This window comes from Bradyrhizobium sp. NAS96.2 (genome assembly GCF_001908235.1).
Taxonomy (GTDB): Bacteria; Pseudomonadota; Alphaproteobacteria; order Rhizobiales; family Xanthobacteraceae; genus Bradyrhizobium.
Genome location: NZ_LGHK01000042.1, coordinates 43,572 through 70,084 on the forward strand (window position 1 = coordinate 43,572; position 26,513 = coordinate 70,084).

The 26,513-nt window shown below is 63.5% G+C and carries 20 protein-coding genes; 1 reads left to right on the forward strand and 19 read right to left on the reverse strand.

What is annotated here, in order from left to right:
• Positions 1 to 20 precede the first annotated feature (20 nt).
• The 11 genes from rplV to rpsL all read right to left on the reverse strand — a co-directional run bounded on the left by rplV (position 21) and on the right by rpsL (position 7,831).
• The gene (rplV, locus tag AC628_RS11500; RefSeq protein ID WP_016843750.1) at positions 21 to 407 is read right to left on the reverse strand and encodes a 50S ribosomal protein L22; all 387 of its coding nucleotides are present in this window, start codon (positions 405 to 407) and stop codon (positions 21 to 23) included.
• Between the two features lie 10 nt (positions 408 to 417).
• Entirely contained in the window at positions 418 to 696 is a 279-nt protein-coding gene (rpsS, locus tag AC628_RS11505; RefSeq protein ID WP_024578574.1) for a 30S ribosomal protein S19, read from the reverse strand.
• Positions 697 to 708: 12 nt separating this feature from the next.
• Positions 709 to 1,542 carry a 50S ribosomal protein L2 gene (gene rplB / locus AC628_RS11510; protein WP_021081655.1) on the reverse strand — a complete coding sequence of 278 codons (834 nt, stop codon included), beginning with the start codon at positions 1,540 to 1,542 and terminating at the stop codon, positions 709 to 711.
• Between the two features lie 12 nt (positions 1,543 to 1,554).
• Positions 1,555 to 1,854, reverse strand: coding sequence for a 50S ribosomal protein L23 (locus tag AC628_RS11515; RefSeq protein WP_074126940.1), 300 nt, complete (start codon positions 1,852 to 1,854; stop codon positions 1,555 to 1,557).
• The gene (gene rplD / locus AC628_RS11520) at positions 1,851 to 2,471 is read right to left on the reverse strand and encodes a 50S ribosomal protein L4 (RefSeq protein ID WP_074126941.1); all 621 of its coding nucleotides are present in this window, start codon (positions 2,469 to 2,471) and stop codon (positions 1,851 to 1,853) included. The genes AC628_RS11515 and rplD overlap by 4 nt, the downstream gene beginning before the upstream one ends.
• Position 2,472: 1 nt before the next feature.
• Positions 2,473 to 3,192, reverse strand: coding sequence for a 50S ribosomal protein L3 (rplC, locus tag AC628_RS11525; RefSeq protein ID WP_074126942.1), 720 nt, complete (start codon positions 3,190 to 3,192; stop codon positions 2,473 to 2,475).
• 54 nt (positions 3,193 to 3,246) lie between these two features.
• On the reverse strand, positions 3,247 to 3,555 hold the full coding sequence (rpsJ, locus tag AC628_RS11530; protein ID WP_002712302.1) for a 30S ribosomal protein S10: 309 nt from the start codon (positions 3,553 to 3,555) through the stop codon (positions 3,247 to 3,249).
• 84 nt (positions 3,556 to 3,639) lie between these two features.
• Complete coding sequence (gene tuf, locus AC628_RS11535) at positions 3,640 to 4,830, reverse strand: elongation factor Tu (RefSeq protein WP_074126943.1); 1,191 nt, start codon at positions 4,828 to 4,830, stop codon at positions 3,640 to 3,642.
• A gap of 40 nt (positions 4,831 to 4,870) precedes the next feature.
• Positions 4,871 to 6,943 carry an elongation factor G gene (gene fusA / locus AC628_RS11540; protein WP_074126944.1) on the reverse strand — a complete coding sequence of 691 codons (2,073 nt, stop codon included), beginning with the start codon at positions 6,941 to 6,943 and terminating at the stop codon, positions 4,871 to 4,873.
• 30 nt (positions 6,944 to 6,973) lie between these two features.
• The gene (gene rpsG, locus AC628_RS11545; RefSeq protein ID WP_021081660.1) at positions 6,974 to 7,444 is read right to left on the reverse strand and encodes a 30S ribosomal protein S7; all 471 of its coding nucleotides are present in this window, start codon (positions 7,442 to 7,444) and stop codon (positions 6,974 to 6,976) included.
• Positions 7,445 to 7,459: 15 nt separating this feature from the next.
• Positions 7,460 to 7,831 carry a 30S ribosomal protein S12 gene (rpsL, locus tag AC628_RS11550; protein WP_028168167.1) on the reverse strand — a complete coding sequence of 124 codons (372 nt, stop codon included), beginning with the start codon at positions 7,829 to 7,831 and terminating at the stop codon, positions 7,460 to 7,462.
• Between the two features lie 697 nt (positions 7,832 to 8,528).
• Here rpsL and AC628_RS11555 point away from each other — a divergent pair.
• On the forward strand, positions 8,529 to 9,737 hold the full coding sequence (locus AC628_RS11555; protein ID WP_074126945.1) for an FAD-dependent oxidoreductase: 1,209 nt from the start codon (positions 8,529 to 8,531) through the stop codon (positions 9,735 to 9,737).
• A gap of 33 nt (positions 9,738 to 9,770) precedes the next feature.
• Here AC628_RS11555 and AC628_RS11560 read toward each other — a convergent pair whose 3' ends face one another.
• The 8 genes from AC628_RS11560 to rplA all read right to left on the reverse strand — a co-directional run bounded on the left by AC628_RS11560 (position 9,771) and on the right by rplA (position 26,511).
• Positions 9,771 to 11,822 carry an ABC transporter ATP-binding protein gene (locus AC628_RS11560; RefSeq protein ID WP_074126946.1) on the reverse strand — a complete coding sequence of 684 codons (2,052 nt, stop codon included), beginning with the start codon at positions 11,820 to 11,822 and terminating at the stop codon, positions 9,771 to 9,773.
• Between the two features lie 226 nt (positions 11,823 to 12,048).
• A complete protein-coding gene (locus AC628_RS11565; protein ID WP_074126947.1) occupies positions 12,049 to 14,109 on the reverse strand; it encodes an FAD-dependent oxidoreductase in 2,061 nt (686 codons plus the stop codon).
• A 177-nt stretch (positions 14,110 to 14,286) separates the two neighbouring features.
• Positions 14,287 to 18,489 carry a DNA-directed RNA polymerase subunit beta' gene (gene rpoC / locus AC628_RS11570; RefSeq protein WP_074126948.1) on the reverse strand — a complete coding sequence of 1,401 codons (4,203 nt, stop codon included), beginning with the start codon at positions 18,487 to 18,489 and terminating at the stop codon, positions 14,287 to 14,289.
• Between the two features lie 128 nt (positions 18,490 to 18,617).
• Positions 18,618 to 22,736, reverse strand: a complete 4,119-nt coding sequence (rpoB, locus tag AC628_RS11575) for a DNA-directed RNA polymerase subunit beta (protein WP_074126949.1) — start codon at positions 22,734 to 22,736, stop codon at positions 18,618 to 18,620.
• 442 nt (positions 22,737 to 23,178) lie between these two features.
• Entirely contained in the window at positions 23,179 to 23,556 is a 378-nt protein-coding gene (rplL, locus tag AC628_RS11580) for a 50S ribosomal protein L7/L12 (RefSeq protein ID WP_050402243.1), read from the reverse strand.
• A 53-nt stretch (positions 23,557 to 23,609) separates the two neighbouring features.
• On the reverse strand, positions 23,610 to 24,128 hold the full coding sequence (rplJ, locus tag AC628_RS11585; protein WP_074126950.1) for a 50S ribosomal protein L10: 519 nt from the start codon (positions 24,126 to 24,128) through the stop codon (positions 23,610 to 23,612).
• A gap of 582 nt (positions 24,129 to 24,710) precedes the next feature.
• On the reverse strand, positions 24,711 to 25,664 hold the full coding sequence (locus tag AC628_RS11590) for a 2-hydroxyacid dehydrogenase (RefSeq protein WP_074126951.1): 954 nt from the start codon (positions 25,662 to 25,664) through the stop codon (positions 24,711 to 24,713).
• Between the two features lie 154 nt (positions 25,665 to 25,818).
• A complete protein-coding gene (rplA, locus tag AC628_RS11595) occupies positions 25,819 to 26,511 on the reverse strand; it encodes a 50S ribosomal protein L1 (RefSeq protein WP_021081669.1) in 693 nt (230 codons plus the stop codon).
• Positions 26,512 to 26,513: the final 2 nt, after the last annotated feature.

Sequence of the window (26,513 nt, forward strand, 5' to 3'; positions counted from 1 at the left end):
CGTCTTCTCCTGCGCCCTTCTTAAGCGCTTGCCTCGGCCTCGACCTGACGAACCACGATGGTCAGGTGCGAGAACGGTTTGAACACACGGCCCGAACGGCCACGGCCGCGCGGAGCAAAACGCTTCATCACGATGCCATTGCCGACATGCGCCTCGGCGACGACGAGATCGTCGACTTCGAGGTCATGGTTGTTCTCGGCGTTCGCGATCGCCGATTCCAGGCACTTCTTGACGTCGACCGCGATCCGCTTGCGCGAGAACTGCAGGTCGGCGAGCGCAGCAGACGCCTTGCGGCCGCGGATCAGCTGCGCCACCAGGTTGAGCTTCTGCGGGCTGACGCGCAGCATGCGGGCGACGGCCTTGGCCTCATTGTCCGCGAGGCTACGTTCGCGCTTTGGTTTGCTCATCGGTTAATCCTCAAGCCTTCTTGGCTTTCTTGTCGCCCGAATGGCCGTGGAAGGTCCGGGTCGGCGAGAACTCGCCGAACTTGTGACCCACCATTTCCTCATTGATAGCCACCGGCACATGCTTGTGGCCGTTATAGACGCCGAACGTCAGGCCGACGAACTGCGGCAGGATGGTCGAGCGGCGGCTCCAGATCTTGATGACGTCGTGACGGCCGGACGCACGCGCGGCATCTGCTTTCTTGAGCAGAGAACCCTCGACGAACGGGCCTTTCCAGACTGAACGAACCATGTCCGGCGTTCCTTACTTCTTCCGCTTGTGGCGGCTGAGGAGAATGAATTTGTTGGTCGACTTGTTGGTGCGGGTCTTCTTGCCCTTGGTCGGCTTGCCCCACGGAGTAACCGGGTGGCGACCGCCCGAGGTACGACCTTCACCACCGCCGTGCGGGTGATCGATCGGGTTCATGACGACGCCGCGGTTGTGCGGACGCCAGCCGAGCCAGCGGGTACGACCGGCCTTGCCGATCGAGATGTTCATGTGATCCGGGTTCGAGACTGCGCCGATCGTGCCGCGGCAACGACCGTGCACAAGACGCTGCTCGCCCGAGTTCAGGCGGACGATCACGTAGTCCTGGTCGCGGCCGACGATCTGGGCATAGGTGCCGGCGGAGCGCGCCAGCTGGCCGCCCTTGCCGATCTTCAGCTCGATGTTGTGCACGATCGTGCCGACCGGCATGTTGCCGAGCGGCATGACGTTGCCCGGCTTCACATCGACATAGTTGCCGGCGACGACGGTGTCGCCCGCGGCCAGACGCTGCGGTGCCAGGATGTAGGCGAGCTCGCCGTCCTGATACTTGATCAGCGCGATGAACGCGGTGCGGTTCGGATCGTACTCCAAGCGCTCCACGACCGCCGGCATGTCCACCTTGTCGCGGCGGAAGTCGACGGTGCGGTAGGCCTTCTTGTGGCCGCCGCCGCGGAAACGCACGGTGATGCGGCCGGTGTTGTTGCGACCGCCATTGCCGAGCTTGCCCTCGGTCAGGGTCTTCACCGGCTTGCCCTTGTAGAGCGCCGAACGATCGACCATGACCAGCTGGCGCTGGCCCGGCGTCGTGGGATTGTAGGTTTTCAATGCCATCGTCGTTGCGCCTTATAGTCCGGTAGTCACGTCGATGCGGTGGCCCTCTTCAAGGGTCACGATCGCGCGCTTGGTGTCCGACTGCGAGCCGAGATTGCCGCGGAACACCTTGGTCTTGCCCTTGCGAACGAGCGTGTTGACGCTCTTCACCTTGACGTCGAACAGCTTCTCGACCGCTTCCTTGATCTGCGGCTTGGTGGCCTTGCCGGCGACCTTGAACAGCACCTTGTTGTGCTCGGAGGCGAGCGTCGCCTTTTCCGTCACGACCGGCGAGATGATGACGTCGTAGTAGCGCGGATCGATGTTCTTCATTTGAAGCGCGCCTCCAGCGCATCAACCGCAGCCTTGGTCAGAACCAGCTTGTGGCGGCGGAGAATGTCGTAGACGTTGATGCCCTGGATCGGCAGCACGTCGATGTTCGGGATGTTGCGGGCCGCGGTCGCGAAACCGTTGTTCAGCTCGGCGCCGTCGATGATCAGCGCATTGGTCAGGCCGAGGCCGGAGAAGTGACCGAGCAGCGCCTTGGTCTTGGCGGCCTCGAGCTGCGCATTGTCGATCACGATCAGCCCGCCGTCCTTGGCCTTGGCCGACAGCGCATGCTTCAGCGCGAGCGCACGCACCTTCTTCGGCAGGTCGGTCGCGTGGGAGCGAACCACCGGACCGAACGCACGGCCACCGCCGCGGAACTGCGGCACGCGGGCCGAGCCGTGACGGGCGCCGCCGGTGCCCTTCTGCTTGTACATCTTCTTGCCGGTGCGCCAGACGTCGGCGCGGCCCTGGGCCTTGTGGGTACCGGCCTGACGCTTGTTCAGCTGCCACTGCACGCAGCGCTGAATGATGTCGGCGCGGGGCTCGAGACCGAAGATCGCGTCCGAGAGCTGGACCGAACCGGCGTCCTTGCCTTCAAGGGTCGTGACTTTCAGTTCCATCTCACACGCCCTCCTTCTCGGCCGCAGCCTCGGCAGCTTCGCCGCCGGCAACCTTGAACTTGCCGGGCTTCGGGGCTTCCTTCGGCAGCGGCTTCTTGACCGCGTCGCGCACCGAGATCCAGCCGCCCTTGGAGCCGGGAACGGCGCCTTCGACGAGGATCAGGCCGCGTTCGACGTCGGTCTGCACCACGCGCAGATTGAGCGTGGTGATGCGGTCGACGCCCATGTGACCGGGCATCTTCTTGTTCTTGAAGGTCTTGCCGGGGTCCTGACGGCCGCCGGTCGAACCGATCGAGCGATGCGAAACCGACACACCGTGGGTGGCGCGCAAACCGCCGAAATTCCAGCGCTTCATGCCGCCGGCGAAGCCCTTACCGATCGAGGTGCCGGTCACGTCGACGAACTGGCCGACCACGAAATGGTCCGCCTGGATTTCCGCGCCGACCGGGATCAGCGCGTCCTCGGACACGCGGAACTCGGCGACCTTGCGCTTCGGCTCGACCTTGGCGACTGCGAACTGGCCGCGTTCGGCCTTCGGCATGTACACGGTCTTGCGGGCGCCCGAGCCGAGCTGAAGCGCGACATAGCCGTTCTTCTCGGTCGTGCGGTGGCCCAGCACCTGGCAGTTGCCCAACTTCAGCACGGTCACAGGGATATGCTCGCCGGTCTCCGTAAAGACCCGCGTCATCCCGACCTTTTGTGCGATCACTCCGGAGCGCATCGGCGTGCTTCCTGTCTTTCTGTCCGCAAGCGGCGGACGTAAAAATCCAAAACCTTAGAGCTTGATCTCGACGTCGACACCGGCGGCCAGGTCGAGCTTCATCAGCGCATCGACGGTCTGCGGGGTCGGGTCGACAATGTCGAGGAGGCGCTTGTGAGTGCGCATCTCGAATTGCTCGCGGCTCTTCTTGTCAACGTGCGGCGAACGGTTGACGGTGAACTTCTCGATGCGGGTCGGCAGCGGAATCGGTCCGCGAACCTGCGCACCGGTGCGCTTCGCCGTGTTCACGATCTCGCGGGTCGACGTATCGAGGATCCGATGGTCGAACGCCTTGAGACGGATGCGAATGTTTTGGCCGTTCATTGCCGTATTCTTTCTTTAGTGAGTGGCGAGTAGCGAATAGCGAATGGTGACCCACCCGCTACTCGCCATTCCCTATTCGCGTACTTACTCGATGATGGCGGCGACGACGCCGGCGCCGACGGTGCGGCCACCTTCGCGGATCGCGAAGCGCAGCTTCTCTTCCATCGCGATCGGCACGATCAGGTGCACTTCCATCGCGATGTTGTCGCCCGGCATCACCATCTCGGTGCCTTCCGGCAGATGCACGACACCGGTCACGTCGGTGGTGCGGAAGTAGAACTGCGGACGGTAGTTGGTGAAGAACGGGGTGTGACGACCGCCCTCTTCCTTGGTGAGGATGTAAGCCTCAGCCTTGAACTTGGTGTGCGGCTTGACCGAACCGGGCTTGCACAGCACCTGGCCACGCTCGACTTCCTCGCGCTTGGTGCCGCGGAGCAGCGCACCGATGTTGTCGCCGGCCTGGCCCTGATCGAGCAGCTTGCGGAACATTTCGACGCCGGTGACGATGGTCTTCTGGGTGTCGCGGATACCGACGATTTCGATTTCCTCGCCGACCTTGATCACGCCGCGCTCGACACGGCCGGTGACGACGGTGCCGCGGCCCGAGATCGAGAACACGTCTTCAACCGGCATCAGGAACGGCTGGTCGATCGGACGCTCCGGCTGCGGGATGTACTCGTCGACGTTGCGCATCAACTCGAGGATGGCGTCGTGGCCGAGCTTCTTGTCCTTGTCTTCGAGGGCGGCGAGCGCCGAGCCCTTGATGATCGGAATGTCATCGCCGGGGAATTCGTACTTCGAGAGCAGTTCGCGAACTTCCATCTCGACGAGCTCGAGCAGCTCCGGATCGTCGACCATGTCGCACTTGTTAAGGAACACGACGAGCGCGGGCACGCCGACCTGGCGGGCGAGCAGGATGTGCTCGCGGGTCTGCGGCATCGGGCCGTCAGCAGCCGACACCACCAGGATCGCGCCGTCCATCTGCGCGGCGCCGGTGATCATGTTCTTGACGTAGTCGGCGTGGCCGGGGCAGTCGACGTGAGCATAGTGGCGGTTCTTCGTCTCGTACTCGACGTGAGCGGTCGAGATCGTGATGCCGCGCGCCTTCTCTTCCGGCGCCTTGTCGATCTGGTCGTAGGCGGTGAACGTCGCGCCGCCGGTCTCTGCAAGCACCTTGGTGATCGCTGCGGTCAGCGAGGTCTTGCCATGGTCGACGTGACCGATGGTTCCGATGTTGCAGTGGGGCTTGTTACGCTCGAATTTTGCTTTGGCCATTTGACTCTCCGTTCAGTCGTTAGTTGCTAACCAACGACAATCAAGCAAACTTTTTCTGGACTTCAGCCGACACGTTCGCCGGAGCTTCGGCGTAGTGATCGAACTGCATCGTGAAGGTTGCGCGACCCTGGCTCATCGAGCGCAGGTTATTCACGTAACCGAACATGTTCATGAGCGGCACCATCGCGTTGATGACGTTGGCATTGCCGCGCATGTCTTGGCCCTGGATCTGGCCGCGCCGGGAATTCAGGTCGCCGATGACCGAACCGGTGTAGTCTTCCGGGGTCACCACCTCGACCTTCATGATCGGCTCGAGCAGAACGGACTTGCCCTTCGTCAGCGCCTCACGGAACGCAGCCCGCGACGCGATTTCGAACGCCAGCGCCGAGGAGTCGACGTCGTGGTACTTGCCGTCGACCAGCTGCACCTTGACGTCCACCACCGGGAAGCCCGCGACGACGCCGGAGCCCATCACGCTGTTGAGGCCCTTTTCGACGCCGGGGATGTATTCCTTCGGCACCGCACCGCCGACGATCTTCGATTCGAACTCATAGCCCTTGCCGGGCTCGTTCGGCTCGACGACGATCGACACTTCGGCGAACTGACCGGTACCGCCGGTCTGCTTCTTGTGCGTGTACTTGACTTCGGCCTTCTTGGTCACGCGCTCACGGAACGCCACCTGCGGCGCGCCGATGTTGGCATCGACCTTGTAGGTGCGCTTGAGAATGTCGACCTTGATGTCGAGATGCAGTTCGCCCATGCCCTTGAGAATGGTCTGGCCGGACTCCTGATCGGTCGACACGCGGAACGACGGATCTTCCGCGGCGAGCTTCGCCAGTGCGACGCCGAGCTTTTCCTGGTCGGCCTTCGACTTCGGCTCGATCGCGATTTCGATCACCGGCTCCGGGAATTCCATCTTCTCGAGGATCACCGGCTTGTCGGGATCGCACAGCGTGTCACCGGTGCGCGCTTCCTTCAGGCCCGCCAGCGCGACGATGTCGCCGGCATAGGCTTCCTTGATGTCTTCGCGGTTGTTGGCGTGCATCAGCAGCATGCGGCCGATACGTTCCTTCTTCTCGCGGGTCGAGTTCACCACGCCGGTGCCCGACTGGAGCACGCCGGAATAGATGCGGCAGAAGGTGATGGTGCCGACGAACGGGTCGTCCATGATCTTGAACGCGAGCAGCGCCAGCGGCTCCTTGTCGTCCGCCTTGCGCACGACCTCGTTGCCGTCCTCGTCGGTGCCCTTGATCGCGGGCACGTCGATCGGCGACGGCAGGTAGTCGACGACGGCGTCGAGCAGCGGCTGCACACCCTTGTTCTTGAACGCCGAGCCGCACAGCACCGGATAGAACGCGCCGGTGAGCACGGCCTTGCGGATCAGGCGCTTCAGGGTCGCCTCGTCCGGCTCCTTGCCGTCGAGGAACGCAGCGAGAGCGTCGTCGTCGAGCTCGACGGCGGCTTCCACCATCTTCTCGCGATATTCCTTGGCCTGCTCGACCAGATCTTCCGGGATGTCGACATAGTCGAACTTGGCGCCGAGCGATTCATCGTTCCAGATGACGCCCTTCATCTTCACGAGGTCGACGAGACCCTTGAAGTTGTTCTCGGCACCGATCGGAAGCTGGATCGCGATCGGCTTGGCGCCGAGGCGGTCGACGATGTCGGACAGGCACTTGAAGAAGTCGGCGCCGGTCTTGTCCATCTTGTTGGCGAAGACGATGCGCGGAACCTTGTACTTGTCGCCCTGGCGCCAGACGGTCTCGGTCTGCGGCTCGACGCCCTGGTTGGAGTCGAGAACGCAAACGGCGCCGTCGAGCACGCGCAGCGAACGCTCCACTTCAATGGTGAAGTCGACGTGGCCGGGGGTGTCGATGATGTTCAGGCGCTTGCCGTTCCAGAACGCGGTGGTCGCAGCCGAGGTGATCGTGATGCCACGCTCCTGCTCCTGCTCCATCCAGTCCATCGTCGCGGCACCTTCGTGCACTTCGCCGATCTTGTGGCTCTTGCCGGTGTAATACAGGATGCGCTCGGTGGTCGTGGTCTTGCCGGCGTCGATATGCGCCATGATACCGAAGTTGCGGTAGTCCTCGATGGCATGTTGGCGGGGCATGAGACTGTTCCTTAAATTCCGTTGATCGCCTTACCAGCGATAGTGCGAGAAGGCGCGGTTGGCTTCCGCCATCCGATGCACGTCTTCACGCTTCTTGACGGCGTTGCCGCGATTGTTCGAGGCGTCGAGCAGCTCAGCCGAGAGACGCTCCGTCATGGTCTTCTCGTTGCGCTCACGGGCGGCCGAGATCAGCCAGCGGATGCCGAGCGCCTGACGGCGCACCGAACGGACTTCCACCGGCACCTGGTAGGTCGCGCCGCCGACGCGGCGGGAACGGACCTCGATGGTCGGCATCACGTTCTCGAGCGCCTGCTCGAACACGCCGAGCGGAGGCTGCTTGGTCTTGGCCTCGATCATGCCGAGCGCACCGTAGACGATGTTTTCGGCGACCGACTTCTTCCCGGCGTACATCACCGAGTTCATGAACTTCGTAATGATGATGTTCCCGAACTTCGGATCCGGAAGAACTTCACGCTTCTCGGCAGAATGGCGACGCGACATCTGATCGTTTCCCGCTTACTTCGGACGCTTCGCGCCGTACTTCGAACGACGCTGCTTACGGTTCTTGACGCCCTGGGTATCCAGCACGCCGCGGAGGATGTGGTAACGCACGCCGGGCAAGTCCTTGACGCGGCCGCCGCGGATCATGACCACCGAGTGCTCCTGAAGGTTATGGCCTTCACCCGGAATGTAGCCGATCACCTCGAAACCGTTGGTCAGGCGCACCTTGGCGACCTTACGAAGCGCCGAGTTCGGCTTCTTCGGGGTCGTGGTGTAGACGCGCGTGCACACGCCGCGCTTCTGCGGCGACTGCTGCAGCGCCGGCACCTTCTTACGCGACTTCTGCACTTCTCGCGGTTTTGCGATCAGCTGGTTGATCGTCGGCATGCAGCCTTCACCCTTTAGTTCGCGCGAGAACCTTGAATGGCTCCGCAAATTTCTTCTCGGGACTAGCCGCCCCGCACGGCCCGCTCGACGCGGAACAAACAACCGCGCAAAGCGAAATCGCGCCAACCACTCATCGCTGAGCGGAAAGCGCATCGACGCCACAGAGGACCGCGATCCCGAACCGTTCAGCGTTCGCTGTTCGGTCCGCCACCGAGGTCATGCATCCGAATTCACTCTCAAGAGGACGTGCTCAAGAGAACTAAAATCGTCCTGGCATTGCCTAGCTATCATCGACAGCGTCTGAGCGGCATTCGTCGAGGTTGGTGCCCGTCCGGCGCCTGAAAAAAGGGCCTTCGGGTGTTCCGTTCCGACGCTGGCGTAGCTCACCGCCTGTCGTTAAGTGAGCGCCTTGTATAAGCGAGAGATAGTGAAGTCAAGCAAAACGACAAGCAAAGAAATGCCTCTGCCGCTTGCGGATTTCGCATTTCGCCGGCACCCGCCGGGCGACGAAATATGACCGCGCCCACGCCTCGCCCCAATCCGAATCTCCAGCACGGCAGCGGACTCATATTTCACCCGGATAAAATAAGAATAGAAACAATTCTCCCCAGCTTAGACCTGAAGGCGAATTTCGAAACTAAGCCTTTATTTGCCATTCGCAGCGCAAAAATCGCGATCGACGGCCACGGAATCTCTCATGCGGTACACCGACATCGCGATCATCGGCGGAGGTCTTGCGGGCTCGATCGCCGCCGCCATGCTCGGCCGTGCCGGAATACCGACCGTGCTGATCGACCCGCACCGGGTCTATCCCTTCGATTTCCGCGTCGAAAAGATCGGCGGCGACCTCCAGCTCGAGCGATTCGCCCGGACCGGCCTTGCCGAATCCGTGCTCCGCTCGGCGACGCTGGACGGCGAGAACTGGATCGCGCGATTCGGCCATCTGCTCGACCGGCAGCCGAGCCGGCAGTACGGCATCATGTACGACGCGCTGATCACCGCGATTCGGGACGAAATCTCGAGGCCCGCGGAACTCATCTGCGACAAGGTCGTCAACGTCGCGACCAGCTCCGAACGGCAGAAGGTCGTGCTTTCCAATGGCGAGGAGATCTCGGCACGTCTCGTGGTGCTCGCCAACGGCCTGAATGTCGGGCTGCGCCGGATGCTCGGCATCGAGCGGCTGGTCACCAGCCACTGCCACTCGATCTCGCTCGGCTTCGATTTCGTCCCCGTCGGCCGCCCCGCCTTCCCGTTCGCGGCCATGACCTATTTCTCGGAGCGGCCGAGCGACCTCATCCCCTACATCACGCTGTTTCCGATCGGAAACAGGATGCGCGCCAACCTCTTCACCTACCGCCAGGCCGACGATCCCTGGCTGCGGACGATGCGGCGCAATCCGGTCGAGACGCTGAACGCCGCGCTGCCGCGGCTGCGCCGGCTCACCGGCGAATTCGGCGTCGCCGGCGACATCAAAATCCGGCCCGCCGACGTCTATGTCAGCACCGGCTATCGGCAGGCCGGCGTCGTCCTGGTCGGCGACGCCTTCGCCAGCACCTGCCCGGTCACCGGCACCGGGACCGACAAGGTGTTCACCGACGTGTCCCAGCTCTGCAACGTCCACATCCCGGCCTGGCTTGCGACCGACGGCATGAGCGAGGAGAAGATCACCGCCTTCTACGACGATCCGGTCAAGACCGAATGCGATGCCTGGTCGAACGCCAAGGCCTTCAGCTTCCGTGAGGTGTCGATCGGCAGCGGACCCTACTGGCAGGCCCAGCGCTGGGCGCGCTTCCTCGGCTATCTCGGCCGCGGCTCGCTGCGCCGGCTGCACCGCCCGCAGGCAGCCTCGGCAACACGGACGGCCAATCAGTTCCGGCAACGTCCGCAGGCGGCCGACAGGGTGTAGCGGCCGGACGTCGCCAGCCGCAAGGCGCGGGCGTCACGCCTCCTCGTCTTCGTCCTCATCCTCGTCGTCTTCATCCTCGTCGTCGTCTTCGTCGTCCGCATCGTGATGCACGTGTCCCTGGTCGTCCCACAGCTTGCGGTAGACGCCATTCCGGGCCAGCAGTTCCTCGTGCGAGCCACGTTCGATCGCCCTGCCGCCCGAGATCACGATGATCTCGTCCATCTCGACCACCGAGGTCAGGCGGTGCGTCGACCAGATCATGGTGCGGCCCTCCGCGACCTTGAGCAGCGTCCGGTTGATCGCGGCCTCCGTGGTTTGATCCAGCGCCGAGGTCGCCTCGTCGAGCAGCAGCACCGATGGATTGCGGATGAGCGCGCGCGCGATCGCGATACGCTGACGCTGGCCGCCGGACAAGGTATCGCCGCGCTCGCCGACAGACGTGTCGTAGCGCTGCGGCAGACTCATGATGTAGCGATGGATCTCGGCCTTCTTCGCGGCATCCTCGACCTCCGCGTCGGTGGCCCCTTCCTTGCCGAGCCGGATGTTCTCGCGGATCGACATGTTGAACAGCATGTTCTCCTGGAACACGACCGCCATGTTCGCCCGCAGCGACTCGCGCGTCACCCGGCGGATATCGACGCCGTCGATGGCGACACGGCCCTCGTCCGGCACGTAGAGCCGCAGGATCAGGTTGATCAGCGTGCTCTTGCCGGAGCCGCTCGGGCCCACGATCGCGATGCTCTTGCCGGCATTGAGCTTGAGGCTGAGATTGTCGAGCACCGGCGTCTGCGCCCCCTCATACCGGAAGGTGACGCGCTCGAACGAGATGTCGTTGGTGATGCGCGGCAGATCCGGCGCACCGGGACGGTCGGCGCCGCGGGTCGGTTCGTCCAGTAGTTCCTGGATGTGCCGCACCGCCGCCGCCGACGAGATCGACACCGGGATGAAATGCATGAGATGGGCGATGTTGTACGACACCTCCCAGAACGCGCTCTCGAAGGTCACGAAGGTGCCGACCGTGATCTGCCCTTTGGTGGCGAGATAGGCGCCGATCGCCAGCACCACGAGGTGGAGCAGCAGCACCGCGATGGTGACGGTGCGCTCGACCATGGTCGACAGGAACATGGCTGAGGCGGCCTTGGCCCGGACGTCGCGGTTGCGCAGTGTGAACCAGCCGAGCGCCCGGCGCTGCAGGTTGAACGCCTTCACCACCGCCTGCGCGGCGACGTTCTCCTGCACGGTTCCGAGCAGCGCGGCTTCGTTCTGCTTCTGCTCGTAATTGGCTTGCACCGCTTTCGGCGTCAGGATGCGCGGCCCGATCAGCGTGATCGGAAACACCAGCAAGGCGACCGCGGCCAGCTGCCAGTTCAGGAACAGCATCAGGATGATGCCGGCAATCAATTCGAAGCCCGGCAGCGCGGCGCTGTTGGCGAAGGTCTTGACCGAGCCCTCGAAGGCCGACAGGTCGATCGAGAAGCGCGACAGGATCTCGCCGCGCTTGGTGCGCGCGAAATAGGCCGACGGCAGGTTCTGGACGTGCTCGAAGATCCGGGTGCGGACGTCGGCGATGATGCCGGCGCCAAGCCGCGCATCCCAGCGCTCGTACCAGACCGCGATGATCGAGGTGACGATGCCGGCAACCGCGAGCACGCCGAGGATCTTGTAGAGCGCCTGGAAGTCCTCCTCGCCGAGCGCGTCGTCGATCAGGAATTTCAGGCTGAGCGGCATAATGACGTTGAACAACGTCTCGACCAGCACGCCGATGGTGACGAACGCAAGCGGCTTCTTGTAGTTGGTCAGGATCGGCCGGATGAAGCCATAGATCGTCGACAGCGCGCCGGCGGCTTCCTTGGCGGTGAAGACGACGAGATCCTCGTCATCATCATCGTCAAGCTCGAACTCGTCCTCCTCCTCGTCGTCCTCATCTTCGTCGTCGGCCGGTGCCGCGGCGGGCTTTGCGGAGGCTGCCGCCGCAGGCGGACCCACCACCGGCGCCGGCTTCTTCTTCAGCTCGGGATCGTCGGCCGCCGATCTCGTCGGATCGTCTGATGCGGGAGGTCTTGATGCAGGAGGTCTTGGCGCCATGAAACCAACCGATGCTCCACGGCCGGCATGACCGCAAATCGAAACCGCAGCTGACAAACGCTGCGGCTGCAATTCTATGCGATCACAATGAATTCGGCAAAGCGTTTGGGACAGCGCGACGCGTAGCGACACCGTCCCGTGGATTCGGGATCACAGCACGGCCGACGTTCGACAATTGGTTGGCGCAAGGCCGATCGCCTTGCGCCGGACCCTGCTCGTCTTGTCGCTAGTCGTCGAGGTCGGCCTCGACCTTGTCGAAGAACGAATAACGCAGGCTGTCGGAGTCGGCGTACCACTGCCCCGGCCCCTTGTTGGCGGCGAGCGTCAACGTCCACAGCGCATCGGTGCAGTCGCGGCGATGCATCGACAGGTCGAAGCCGTTGCCGAAGAACAACTCCGACCATTCCCACCAGGTGCCGAGCTTCTTCACGCCGCGCAGCAGGTCGTAGCGATCGATCACCGCCGGCGCCATGTCCGAGGTCACCGACGCGAACACGACGCCGGTCTTGACCACGCGGTTGAGCTCGCGCACCCCGCGCACGACCTGCTTCTCGCCGAGATGGCACAGCGAGGTCTCGAACACGAAGTCGAACTCATTGTCCTTGAACGGCATGTCGGCGATCGAGCCGAGCTTGTTGTACTTCTTGAGCGCCTTCGGCGTCTTGCCGTGGATGTAGCGGTTGTTCTCGATGCCCCAGGCATCGATGCCGCGCTCGCGCAGCGCGCCGACCAGCTCGCCGCTGGCGGAGCCGGCGATCAGGAGCTTGTAGCCCTTCGCCCTGCCCCAGACCGTCTTGATCAGGTCGGTCAGATAGGCCGGGTCGGTGAAGTTGCGCCAGACTTCGCCGTAGGGACCGGCGCCGCGATAATTGTCGAAATAGGCGCGGTCGATCTTGTCGGACAGCGTGCCTTCGTCCTGCGAGCGGGCGCGGCGCAGCCGCATCATCTCGGTGACGACAATGTCGGTCGCGGCATCGGAGGAATCGAGCAGCCCGTTCAGCGTCGAATCGAACAGATAGTCGCCGACCACGACGAGGCCGGGGTGCTCCTTCGGCTCGGGACGATGGTTGGTCATGACGTCGCGCACCGGCAGGCCGCCCGGCAGCGCATTGACCGACGACAGCCAGCGGTGGGTCTTGCCCTCGAGGAAGTGTTCGCGCGCATTGCCGAGCGAGGCCGGCAGCGACTTCAGTGCGGCGTCGATCAGCTCCTCGTCGCTGAGATTGGCGTAGGCGAGTGCGTCGGAGCCGGCGATCAGCCAGTTCAGCACGCCGTGCTTGCCGACATCGTGGCGCGCGCCCTCATTGTAGACGCAGCAGCCGCCGAACGCCTCCGACATGAACCAGGCGCCGGGGATCTTCTCGCCCCAGAACGGCTCGTCGAACAGGATCGAGACGCGCAGATAGTGCGCGGGCCGGTCGAAATAGGCGACGTGCTTGACCATCGACTTGCGCAGCTGCTCGCCGTCCCAGCGCATGGTCGCAAGCCAGGAGTGCGGCAGGCAGACCAGCACAAGGTCGAAGTCGCGCGTCTCCGGCCCCTTGCCGTTCATCATGTTGAGCTGGTAGCGGCCGGCCGCGGTCTTGCCGACCTTGAGGACGCGATGGTTCAGCTGGATGTCGGCGCTGACCTCCGAACGCAGGCAATCGATCAGCTGCTCGTTGCCGTTCTGGATCGAATACAGGCCGATATAGCCGTCGACATCCATCACGTAGTTCTTCAGCGCGTTGAGGCCGTTGGTGTTGTGGCTCTCGGTCGCGATGTCGGAGCGCGCCATCACCTTGAAGAATCGCTTGGCGGTCGCGTCCTCGACCTCTTCGTCGAGGATCTGCTCGGCGGTCTTGTAGGCCCAGGGGTGCTCGTTGTCGTGGGCGCCGATGCCCTCGTAATATTCGTGCGGCGACACCAGGTCGCTGCAGCGCTTGCGGAATGCCTCGATCGCGGCCGCGGTCTTCGCGCCGTATTTGCGGCGCATGCCCGGGACGTCGGCGAGCAGTTCGCCGTCGAGGTGCACCTGCTCGGCATCCATCGGGATCGTCTGCAGGCCGAAATGCTGGATCAGCTCGCGCAGCGGGTCGGGTCCCGTCATCGAGTAGTCGTAGATCTCGGCAACGCCGGCCTCGTACATCGCCGGCGCGCTGTCAAATTTGCTCGTGACGATCTTGCCGCCGAGACGATTCGACGCCTCGAAGATGGTGACGCGGCAGAGGTCGCCGAGTTTGCGCTTCAAATACCAGGCGCTCATCAGCCCCCCGGGGCCGCCGCCTACGATAGCCAAGTCGAGCATGTGGATTCCGTCGCTTCCGGCAGCCAAACGGCCGGTCTAAGTCACCCTAGCAAAAGCACTTTTTTGCCTGAAGGGAAGATGAACAAACTGCGTCCCTGCACCGCAGCAGGGAAAGAAAGCAGCAAAAAGGCCGGCAAAACGCCGGCCTTCTCGCCATTACCGTAGTCTTGCGGATGCCTATTCCGCGGGCGGCAGCGCCAGCGGCTCCGCTTCCGGAGCCGTCGGCACGATCGCCGCCTGCTGCTTCTCGCGCTCGTCGAGGATCAGCTTGTCGCGCTTGACCGCGACTTCGCGGATCCGCGCCATCGAGGCGCCGGTGCCGGCCGGGATCAGGCGGCCGACAATGACGTTCTCCTTGAGGCCTTCGAGCGGGTCGATCTTGCCGTTGACGGCAGCCTCGGTGAGCACGCGCGTCGTCTCCTGGAACGACGCCGCCGAGAAGAACGAGCGGGTCTGCAAGCTCGCCTTGGTGATGCCGAGCAGAACCGGCGTCCCCGTGGCGGGCTTCTTGCCCTCCTCCTTGGCCTTGGTGTTGAGCGCGTCGAACTCGATCTTGTCGACCTGCTCGCCCGAGATCATGTCGGTGTCGCCCTGGTCGGTGACTTCGACCTTCTGCAGCATCTGACGGACAATCACCTCGATGTGCTTGTCGTTGATGAGCACGCCCTGCAGCCGGTAGACTTCCTGGATTTCGTTGACCAGATAGGCAGCGAGTTCCTCGATGCCCTTGATCGCCAGGATGTCGTGCGGCGCCGGATTGCCTTCGACGATGAAATCGCCCTTTTCGACGATGTCGCCGTCCTGAAGGTGGATGTGCTTGCCCTTCGGGATCAGGTACTCGCGCGGCTCCTCGGTCTTGTCCATCGGCTCGATCGAGATGCGGCGCTTGTTCTTGTAGTCGCGGCCGAAGCGGATCGTTCCCGCGGTCTCCGCGATGATCGCCGCATCCTTCGGCTTGCGAGCCTCGAACAGTTCCGCCACCCGCGGCAGACCGCCGGTGATGTCACGCGTCTTGGCGCTCTCGGTCGAGATACGCGCCAGGATGTCGCCGGGCATCACCTTCGCGCCGATGTCGACCGACAGAATGCCGTCGACCGACAGCATGTAGCGGGCATCGCCGCCACGCGCGAGCTTCAGCACCTTGCCGTCCTTGCCCTTGACCACGATGGCCGGACGCAGGTCCGAGCCGCCGCGCGTCGTGCGCCAGTCGATGACCACGCGCTTGGCAATACCGGTCGATTCGTCGAGCGTTTCCGAGATCGACTGGCCTTCGACCAGATCCTCGAATCCGATCGTGCCCTCGACTTCGGTGAGCACCGGGCGGGTATAGGGATCCCACTCCGCGATGCGCTGGCCGCGCTTGACCATGTCGCCTTCGTCGACGTGCATCTTCGAACCGTACTGGATACGGTGGGTTGCACGCTCGGCTCCGTCGGCATCGACGATCGCAACGACCATGTTGCGCACCATCGCGATCAGGCTGCCTTCGCTGTTGCGGGCGATGGCCTTGTTCTTGATCACGATCTTGCCGTCGAAGTTCGATTCGACGAACGACTGCTCGTTGAGCTGGGCCGCGCCGCCGATGTGGAACGTGCGCATCGTCAGCTGGGTACCGGGCTCACCGATCGACTGCGCCGCGATGACGCCGACGGCCTCACCGTGGTTGACCGGGGTGCCGCGAGCCAGATCGCGGCCGTAGCACTTGGCGCAGATGCCGTTGATCAGCTCGCAGGTCAGCGCCGAGCGGATCTTCACTTCCTGGATGCCGGCCTGCTGGATCGCGTCGACATGGCTCTCCTCCATCAACGTGTCGCGCTTGACCACGACCTCGTTGGTGGCGGGATCGCGCACGTCATCGCAGGCCGTGCGGCCCAGGATGCGCGAGCCGAGCGAGGCAACCACGGTGCCGGCGTCGACGATGGCGCGCATCTTGATGCCGAGCTTGGTGCCGCAATCGGTCTGCGTGATGATGCAGTCCTGCGCAACGTCGACCAGACGGCGGGTCAGGTAGCCGGAGTTCGCAGTCTTCAACGCGGTGTCCGCGAGACCCTTGCGGGCGCCGTGGGTCGAGTTGAAGTACTCGAGCACCGACAGACCTTCCTTGAAGTTGGAAATGATCGGCGTCTCGATGATCTCGCCCGACGGCTTGGCCATCAGGCCGCGCATGCCGGCGAGCTGGCGCATCTGCGCCGGCGAACCACGCGCACCGGAGTGCGCCATCATGTAGATCGAGTTGATGTCGGCATCGGCTCCCGCCGCCGTCTTCTTGGTCGACGAGATCTCCTTCATCATCGCCTTGGCGACTTCTTCACCGGCCTTCGACCAGGCGTCGACGACCTTGTTGTACTTCTCGCCATGGGTGATCAGGCCGTCATTGTACTGCTGCTCGAAATCCTTCGCCAGCGTACGGGTCTGGTCCACGATCTTCCACTTCGACGCCGGCACGACCATGTCGTCCTTGCCGAACGAGATGCCCGCCTTGAAGGCGTTGTAGAAGCCGAGCGCCATGATGCGGTCGCAGAAGATCACCGTCTCCTTCTGACCGCAGTGCCGGTAGACTTGATCGATCACGCCGGAGATCTCGCGCTTGGTCATCAGCTTGTTGATGATATCGTACGAGATCTTGGTGCTCTTCGGCAGCAAATTGCCGAGCATGACGCGGCCCGCGGTGGTTTCGATCCACCGCTTCGACAGCTTGCCTTCCTCGTCGAGGCCTTCCCACCGGTACTTGATCTTGGTGTGGAGGTGGATGACCTTCGAATGCAGGGCGTGCTCGAGCTCGGCCATGTCGCCGAAGATCTTGCCCTCGCCGGGCAGGCCTTCGCGCATGATCGAGACGTAGTAGAGGCCGAGCACGATGTCCTGCGACGGCACGATGATCGGCTGGCCGTTCGCCGGATGCAGGATGTTGTTGGTCGACATCATCAGGACGCGCGCTTCCAGCTGCGCTTCGAGCGACAGCGGAACGTGCACGGCCATCTGGTCGCCGTCGAAGTCGGCGTTGAAGGCGGCGCAGACCAGCGGATGCAGCTGGATCGCCTTGCCTTCGATCAGCACCGGCTCGAACGCCTGGATGCCGAGGCGATGCAGCGTCGGCGCGCGGTTGAGCAGCACCGGATGCTCGCGGATCACCTCATCGAGGATATCCCAGACCTCCGGGCGCTCCTTCTCGACCAGCTTCTTGGCCTGCTTCACCGTGGTGGAGAGGCCCTTGGCGTCGAGCCGCGAGTAGATGAACGGCTTGAACAGCTCGAGCGCCATCTTCTTCGGCAGGCCGCACTGATGCAGGCGCAGCTCGGGACCGACCACGATCACTGAACGGCCCGAATAGTCGACGCGCTTGCCGAGCAGGTTCTGACGGAACCGGCCCTGCTTGCCCTTCAGCATGTCGGCGAGCGACTTCAGCGGGCGCTTGTTGGCGCCGGTGATGACGCGGCCGCGGCGGCCGTTGTCGAACAGCGCGTCGACGGCCTCCTGCAGCATGCGCTTTTCGTTGCGGATGATGATGTCGGGCGCACGCAGCTCCATCAGCCGCTTCAGGCGGTTGTTGCGGTTGATGACGCGGCGATACAGGTCGTTGAGGTCCGAGGTCGCGAAGCGGCCGCCGTCGAGCGGCACCAGCGGACGCAGGTCCGGCGGGATCACCGGCACGACCGTCATGATCATCCATTCCGGCTTGTTGCCGGAGACGCGGAAGGCCTCGACGATCTTCAGACGCTTGGCGAGCTTCTTGTGCTTGATGTCGGAGTCGGTCTCCGCCATGTCGGCACGCAGCGTCGCCTCGAGCTTCTCGAGCTCGAGCCCCTTGAGCAGCTCGCGGATCGCCTCGGCGCCGATCATGGCGGTGAAGCTGTCCTGGCCGTACTCGTCCTGCGCCTTCAGATACTCGTCTTCCGACAGCAGCTGACGGTCCTTCAGCGCGGTGAGACCCGGCTCGAGCACGACGTAGTATTCGAAGTACAGGATCCGCTCGAGATCCTTCAGCGTCATGTCGAGCAGCAGGCCGATGCGCGACGGCAGCGACTTCAGGAACCAGATGTGGGCGACCGGCGCCGCCAGCTCGATATGGCCCATGCGCTCGCGCCGGACGCGCGACAGCGTCACCTCGACCGAGCACTTCTCGCAGATGATGCCCTTGTACTTCATCCGCTTGTACTTGCCACACAAGCACTCGTAATCCTTGATCGGCCCGAAGATGCGCGCGCAGAACAGGCCGTCGCGCTCCGGCTTGAAGGTGCGGTAGTTGATGGTCTCCGGCTTCTTGATCTCGCCGTACGACCAGGACAGAATCTTCTCCGGAGACGCGATCGAAATCCGGATCTGGTCGAAGACCTGAGCCGGCGTCGTCGGATTGAAAAGATTCATAATCTCTTGGTTCATGGTCTTCTCCTCGCGTGCCGATCGTCAACGGCAGCAAATTCGAGAGTTTTAGTCAGCGCGCGCCCCACTCAACGCCCGAGCGGAGCGCGAAGGCCCGGCGCATCTCGCGCCGGGCATCAATCACAGCGTTACTCGGCCGCTTCCGACGTCGGCGCCGGTCCCACCTTGGAATTGTGCAGGTCGACGTTGAGGCCGAGCGAGCGCATTTCCTTGACCAGCACGTTGAACGATTCCGGAATACCGGCCTCGAAGGTGTCGTCGCCGCGCACGATCGCCTCGTACACCTTGGTACGGCCGGCGACGTCGTCCGACTTCACGGTCAGCATCTCCTGCAGCGTGTAGGCGGCGCCGTAGGCTTCCAGCGCCCAGACCTCCATTTCGCCGAAGCGCTGGCCGCCGAACTGCGCCTTGCCGCCCAGCGGCTGCTGGGTGACGAGCGAGTACGGACCGATCGAACGCGCGTGGATCTTGTCGTCCACGAGATGGTGCAGCTTGAGCATGTAGATGTAGCCCATCGTCACCTTGCGATCGAACGCATCGCCGGTGCGGCCGTCGTAGACGGTCGACTGGCCGGAGGCGTCGAAGCCCGCGAGCTTCAGCATCTCCTCGATGTCCGCTTCCTTGGCGCCGTCGAACACCGGAGTGGCGATCGGCACGCCGTGGCTCAGATTGCGGCCGAGCTCCAGCAGTTCGTTGTCGTTCAGCGACTTGATGGTTTCATCCTCGCCGTAGATCTTCTTCAGGGTCTCGCGCAGCGGCTTGAGATCCTGCCTCTGATAATAGGCGTCGATGGTCTGGCCGATGCGCTTGCCGAGGCCGGCGCAGGCCCAACCGAGATGCGTCTCGAGGATCTGACCGACGTTCATGCGCGACGGCACGCCGAGCGGGTTGAGCACGATGTCGGCATGGGTACCGTCCTCCAGGAACGGCATGTCCTCGATCGGCACGATCTTCGACACCACACCCTTGTTGCCGTGACGGCCGGCCATCTTGTCGCCGGGCTGGATCTTGCGCTTCACCGCGACGAAGACCTTGACCATCTTCATCACGCCGGGCGGCAGCTCGTCGCCACGCTGCAGCTTCTCGACCTTGTCGAGGAAGCGCTGCTCGAGGCCCTTCTTCGACTCGTCGTACTGCTTCCGCATGGCCTCGATCTCGGCCATCAGCTTGTCGTTCGGCGAGGCGAACAGCCACCACTGCGACTTCGGATACTCGTCGAGCACCGCGCGGGTGATCTTGGTGTCCTTCTTGAAGCCCTTCGGGCCGGCGATGCCCTGGCGGTTCTCCAGGAGCTCGGCGAGGCGGTTGTAGACGTTGCGGTCCAGGATCGCCTGCTCGTCGTCGCGGTCCTTGGCCAGACGCTCGATCTCCTCGCGCTCGATCGCCAGCGCACGCTCGTCCTTGTCGACGCCGTGGCGGTTGAACACGCGGACTTCCACGATAGTGCCCTGCACGCCCGGGGGCACGCGCAGCGAGGTGTCGCGGACGTCGGAGGCCTTCTCGCCGAAGATGGCGCGGAGCAGCTTCTCTTCCGGCGTCATCGGGCTCTCGCCCTTCGGCGTGATCTTGCCGACCAGGATGTCGCCGGCGCGGACTTCCGCACCGATGTAGACGATACCGGCTTCGTCGAGGTTCTTCAGCGCTTCTTCCGAAACGTTCGGAATGTCGCGGGTGATTTCCTCAGGACCGAGCTTGGTGTCGCGGGCCATCACCTCGAATTCTTCGATATGAATTGAGGTAAACACGTCGTCCTTCACGATCCGCTCGGAGAGCAGGATCGAGTCTTCGAAGTTGTAGCCGTTCCACGGCATGAACGCGACCAGCACGTTGCGGCCGAGCGCGAGCTCGCCGAGATCGGTCGACGGACCGTCAGCGATGATGTCGCCCTTCTTGACGATGTCGCCGACCTTCACCAGCGGACGCTGGTTGATGCAGGTCGACTGGTTGGAGCGCTGGTACTTCATCAGCCGGTAGATATCGACGCCCGACTTGGTCGGATCGAGATCCTCGGTGGCGCGGATCACGACGCGGGTGGCGTCGATCTGGTCGATCACGCCCGAGCGGCGCGCGGCAATCGCCGCGCCGGAGTCACGGGCGACCACGCCTTCCATGCCGGTGCCGACGAACGGCGCCTCGGCGCGAACCAGCGGCACCGCCTGGCGCTGCATGTTCGAGCCCATCAACGCGCGGTTGGCGTCGTCGTTCTCGAGGAACGGGATCAGCGCCGCGGCGACCGAAACCAGCTGCTTCGGCGACACGTCCATGTAGTCGACCTTGTCCGGCGTCACCGGCAAGACTTCGCCGGCATGACGGCAGACCACCAGATCGTCGGTGAAGCGGCCCTTGGCATCGAGCGGCACGTTGGCCTGCGCGACGCGGTAGCGGCCCTCTTCCATCGCCGACAGATAGACCACCTCGTCGGTGACCCGGCCGTCCTTGATCTTGCGATAAGGCGTCTCGACGAAGCCGTACTTGTTGACGCGCGCGAACGTCGCCAGCGAGTTGATCAGGCCGATGTTCGGACCTTCCGGCGTTTCGATCGGGCAGATACGGCCGTAATGCGTCGGATGCACGTCGCGGACTTCGAAGCCGGCACGCTCGCGGGTCAGACCGCCCGGGCCGAGCGCCGACAGGCGCCGCTTGTGGGTGATCTCCGACAGCGGGTTGGTCTGGTCCATGAACTGCGACAGCTGCGAGGAACCGAAGAACTCGCGCACCGCGGCGGCCGCGGGCTTGGCGTTGATCAGGTCCTGCGGCATCACGGTGTCGATATCGACGCTCGACATGCGTTCCTTGATGGCACGCTCCATGCGGAGCAGGCCGATCCGGTACTGGTTCTCCATCAGCTCGCCGACCGAGCGCACCCGGCGGTTGCCGAGGTGGTCGATGTCGTCGATCTCGCCCTTGCCGTCGCGCAGGTCGACCAGCGTCTTGATGACCGCCAGGATGTCTTCCTTGCGCAGCGTGCGATGGGTGTCGGGTGCATCGAGCTCGAGGCGCATGTTCATCTTGACGCGGCCGACCGCGGAAAGGTCGTAGCGCTCGGCATCGAAGAACAGCGACTGGAACATCGCCTGCGCCGAATCCAGCGTCGGCGGCTCGCCCGGACGCATCACGCGGTAGATGTCGAACAGCGCGTCCTCACGCGTCATGTTCTTGTCGGCCGACAGCGTGTTGCGGATGTAGGCGCCGACATTGACGTGGTCGATGTCGAGCAGCGGCAGGTCCTTGTAGCCCTGCTCGTTCAGCACCTTCATCGACTTCTCGGTGATCTCCTCGCCGGCTTCGGCGTAGATCTCACCGGTCTTCGGATTGACGAGATCTTCGGCGAGATAGTTGCCGACCAGTTCCTCATCCGACATGCGCAGGGCCTTGAGGCCCTTTTCCTGCATCTGACGCGCGCTGCGCACGGTCAGCTTCTTGCCTGCCTCGAGCACCACCTTGCCGGTGTCGGCGTCGATCAGGTCGTTGATGGTCGAGTAGCCGCGGAAGCGGTTGGCGTCGAACGGCACGCGCCAGCCTTCCTTGGTCCGCTTGTAGGTGATCTTCTTGTAGAAGGTCGACAGGATCTGCTCGCCGTCGAGACCGAGCGCGTACATCAGCGAGGTCACCGGCAGCTTGCGGCGGCGGTCGATGCGCGCGAACACGATGTCCTTGGCGTCGAACTCGATGTCGAGCCAGGAACCGCGATACGGAATCACGCGCGCGGCAAACAGCAGCTTGCCGGACGAATGGGTCTTGCCCTTGTCGTGGTCGAAGAACACGCCGGGCGAACGATGCATCTGCGAGACGATGACGCGCTCGGTGCCGTTGACGACGAAGGTGCCGTTCATCGTCATGAGCGGGATGTCGCCCATGTAGACGTCCTGCTCCTTGATGTCCTTGACCGACTTGGCGCCGGTTTCCTCGTCGATATCGAACACGATGAGGCGCAGCGTCACCTTGAGCGGCGCAGCGAAGGTCATGCCGCGCTGGCGGCACTCGTCGACGTCGTATTTCGGCTGTTCGAACTCGTAGCGGACGAATTCGAGCATCGAGGTGCCCGAAAAATCCGAGATCGGGAACACCGAGCGGAACACCGCCTGCAGGCCCTCGTCGAGGCGACCGCCGGCCGGCTCGTCAACCATCAGGAACTGGTCATAAGACGCCTTCTGAACCTCGATGAGGTTCGGCATCTCGGCGACTTCCTTGATGTGACCGAAAAACTTGCGTACGCGTTTGCGACCGGTGAATGTCTGCTGCGCCATCGTGGCCTCTCATTTTCGTCGCCTTTGTGGGGCGAACCTTCCGGGACACGACTGCCGTCGGCCCCGGGTTGAATTTCGAATCGTCTCGAAGGAACGAAGCGCAAAGTCAGGAATTAAATCCCCGTCCCGGCCCCGACCACCTCCAAAACGCAAAACAACGCGCGGGGCGCATCACTGCACCCGCTCGTCCAAACGCTCCGCTTTACGGACTGAAAAAGCCCGAAATCTGACTGTCTCCCAACGGCTTCCGCCAGGGACCCTGCCGCCCCCGCCGCCTACCGTGTTTTTCCGCTGCCAACCCGATATGGGATGGCAATAAAGGAGATTCGAGGGTTAAGTCCACGCATCCCCACACTTTTTTGTGTCCAACGTGCCACGCGACAACCTGTCGCACGCCGTTTGCATGGCCCGGGAGCGCCCTGCGGCGCTCCCGGATCGCGCATTACTTGAGCTCGACCTTGGCGCCAGCCTTCTCGAGCTGGGCCTTGATCTTGTCGGCTTCTTCCTTGTTGACGCCTTCCTTGACGGGCTTCGGAGCGCCTTCGACGAGGTCCTTGGCTTCCTTCAGGCCGAGGCCCGTGATGGCGCGGACTTCCTTGATGACTTCGATCTTCTTGTCGCCGGCAGCAGCCAGCACGACGGTGAAGTCGGTCTTCTCTTCAGCCGGAGCAGCGGCAGCGCCGCCGGCAGCCGGGCCAGCAACCGCGACGGCGGCAGCGGCGGACACGCCCCACTTTTCTTCGAGGAGCTTGGCGAGTTCGGCCGCTTCGAGCACGGTGAGGCTCGAGAGGTCGTCGACGATTTTCTGCAGATCAGCCATTGTTCAGTTCCTTAAACGTTTGGTTCGAACCAGGTTTGAGATTAGCGAAGGGGTCAGGCCGCTTCGCCCTTTGAGGCATGAGCCTGAATGACGCGTGCGAGCTTGGCCGCGGGCGCGTTGGACAGCTGAGCAAGCTTGGTCGCCGGCGCCACGAGGAGGCCAACGATCTTGCCGCGCAGTTCGTCGAGCGACGGCAGTGAGGCAAGCGCCTTCACGCTGTCGACATTCAGGACGGTTTTACCCATCGAGCCGCCGAGGATGACGAACTTCTCGTTCGCCTTGGCGAATTCGACGGCAACCTTTGGCGCCGCAACCGGATCGTTCGAAGTAGCGATCACGGTCGGCCCCTTCAGCAGGGAGCCGATGGCAACGACGTCAGTGCCTTCAAGAGCAATTTTGGCGAGACGGTTCTTCGAGACCTTCACCGACGCACCCGCCTGCTTCATCTGCATGCGCAGCTTCTGCATCTGGGCCACGGTGAGGCCGGAATAATGAGCAACGATCGCAACCGACGTGGTCTTGAAGACCTCGTTAAGTTGTTCGACCGACTCTTTTTTTGCCGCTCGTTCCACAGCAAGCTCTTTCCGGTTGGCGGCCTTCCGCGAAGGCAGGACCGCCGGGTTGCACCCATCGTCCCGCCCTAAACCTGATCCAGAGGGTTGCTAAGACCCTTCGGACATGCCGGGCAAGACGACATCTAGAAGCCTGCCCTCCCAGAGCCTTGCGGCCATGGGCTGTCGAGGTTCGAACCAAACCAGCCTCTCAAGCCGCGAACAGTCCGCGGCGTGGAGTGCAAAATCCGGTCTTCACCCGTCTATGCAGGCCATGCGATTAAGCCGTTGAAAACACGAAGTTCTCGCGGGCGCCTGCAGTCTTGGACAGGATCGAGGCACTTCAGCACGCTGAAGGCCCCTGCTCTCACTCCGTTCCGAGGCGACGGGTCTCCTTCCTTTCGAGCATCCTTGCGGGCATGCGGAAAGGAATGATCTCCTATCACCTCAGGTTTTCGGAATGCGAGCACGGACATGCCAGCAAGTGCCAGCACGCCCGGAAGGCGCTATGTAGCCGGTCCTGCCGCACTTGCCAAGAGCAAATATTGGACCAGTTTAATATGATGGCCGGGTACCGGTTCCGAGACGGGAACCGGCAGGCGCTCAAGCGCCCCTCACCTTATACGGCAGCGGCTTCCCGGCAAAGAACGCATCGAGATTAGCGAGCACGCAGTCCTGCATCGCCACGTGCGATTCCAGGGTATGGCCGCCGAGATGCGGCGACAGCACCACGTTCGGCTGCGCCGTCAGCGCATCAGGCGCATGCGGCTCCCTGGTGAACACATCGAGGCCGGCGCCGGCGATCACCCCGTCGGTCAGCGCCGCGACCAGTGCCGCCTGGTCGATGACGGAGCCGCGCGAGATGTTGACGACAAAGCCGTCGCCGCCGAGCCGGCGCAGGATATCGGCGTTGACTGCGTGCTCGGTCTCGGCACCGGCGCGTACGGCGATCATGAGCACGCTGCACCAGTCGGCGAGCGCCTCCAGCGTCGGAAAATACTGGTAGGGCACGTCGTGCTTCGAGCGGCTGAAATAGCCGACCTCGGTCTCGAAGGCGGCGACGCGGCCGGCGATCTTGCGGCCGATCTCGCCCATGCCGTAGACGCCGACCTTGCGGCCGCGCATGCCGGCCTGCGGCCGCATCATCGGCGACCGCTTTGCACCGGCCCAGTCACCGCTGCGGACATAATTGTCGGCCACCAGCAGACGCCGCACCGACGCCAGCATCAGGGTCACCGCGGTGTCGGCAACCGATGCCGCATTGGCACCGGGACTATGGCCGACCGCGATGCCGCGCTTGGCGGCGGCGGCGAGATCGACGCCGTCATAGCCGGTGCCGTAGCAGACGATCGCGCCGAGCTTCGGCAGCAAATCCATGGCGTCGGCGCCGAGCGCCGTGCCGCCCGCGGTGACCATGGCGCGGATCTCGGCAAGCTCGGCCGCCGGGAACGCTTCGTCCAGCCGCTTACCTGCCGCATTGAGCAGCTCATAGCGCTCGCCGAAGCGGATCAGCTGGGCCTTGGGAAAGCGTGAATAGACCAGGACCTTATCGGGCATTGTTGTTGTTTCCTGCGAGATGCTTCAGCGTCTTGTTTGACGCGTTTTCTTCACGCGAACCGGTCACCACTTCGCTCGAAAACGCTTCGGCAAAACAAAGGGCGGAACCGGTTGCCCGATCCCGCCCCTCTTTATCTCGTCACACTCAAAAGCTTCAGCCGAGGATCGTGCCCGGCTCGACCTTCACGCCCGGGCCCATGGTGGAGGAAACCGCCACGCGCTGGATGTAGGTGCCCTTGGAACCCGCCGGCTTCGCCTTGGAGACCGCGTCGGCGAGCGCCTTGACGTTCTCGACCAGCTTGTCCTCGGAGAACGAGGCCTTGCCGATGCCGGCCTGCACGATGCCGGCCTTCTCGACGCGGAACTCGACCGAGCCGCCCTTGGCGCCCTTCACGGCGTTGGTGACGTCCATCGTCACGGTGCCGATCTTCGGGTTCGGCATCATGCCGCGCGGGCCGAGCACCTTACCGAGGCGGCCGACCAGCGGCATCATGTCGGGAGTGGCGATACAACGATCGAAATCGATCGCGCCGCCCTGCACCTTCTCGACCAGGTCTTCGGCACCGACGACGTCGGCGCCGGCGGCCTTGGCTTCCTCAGCCTTGGCGCCGCGCGCAAACACGCCGACGCGCAGCGTGCGGCCGGTGCCGTTCGGCAGGTTGACGACGCCGCGGACCATCTGGTCGGCGTGGCGCGGGTCGACGCCGAGATTGATCGCGATCTCGATCGTCTCGTCGAACTTCGACTTGGCGCGCTCCTTGACCATCTTGATGGCGTCCGCGAGCGGGTAGAGCTTCTCGCGATCGACACCCTCACGGGCCTTCTTCAGACGCTTTCCGATTGTCATGG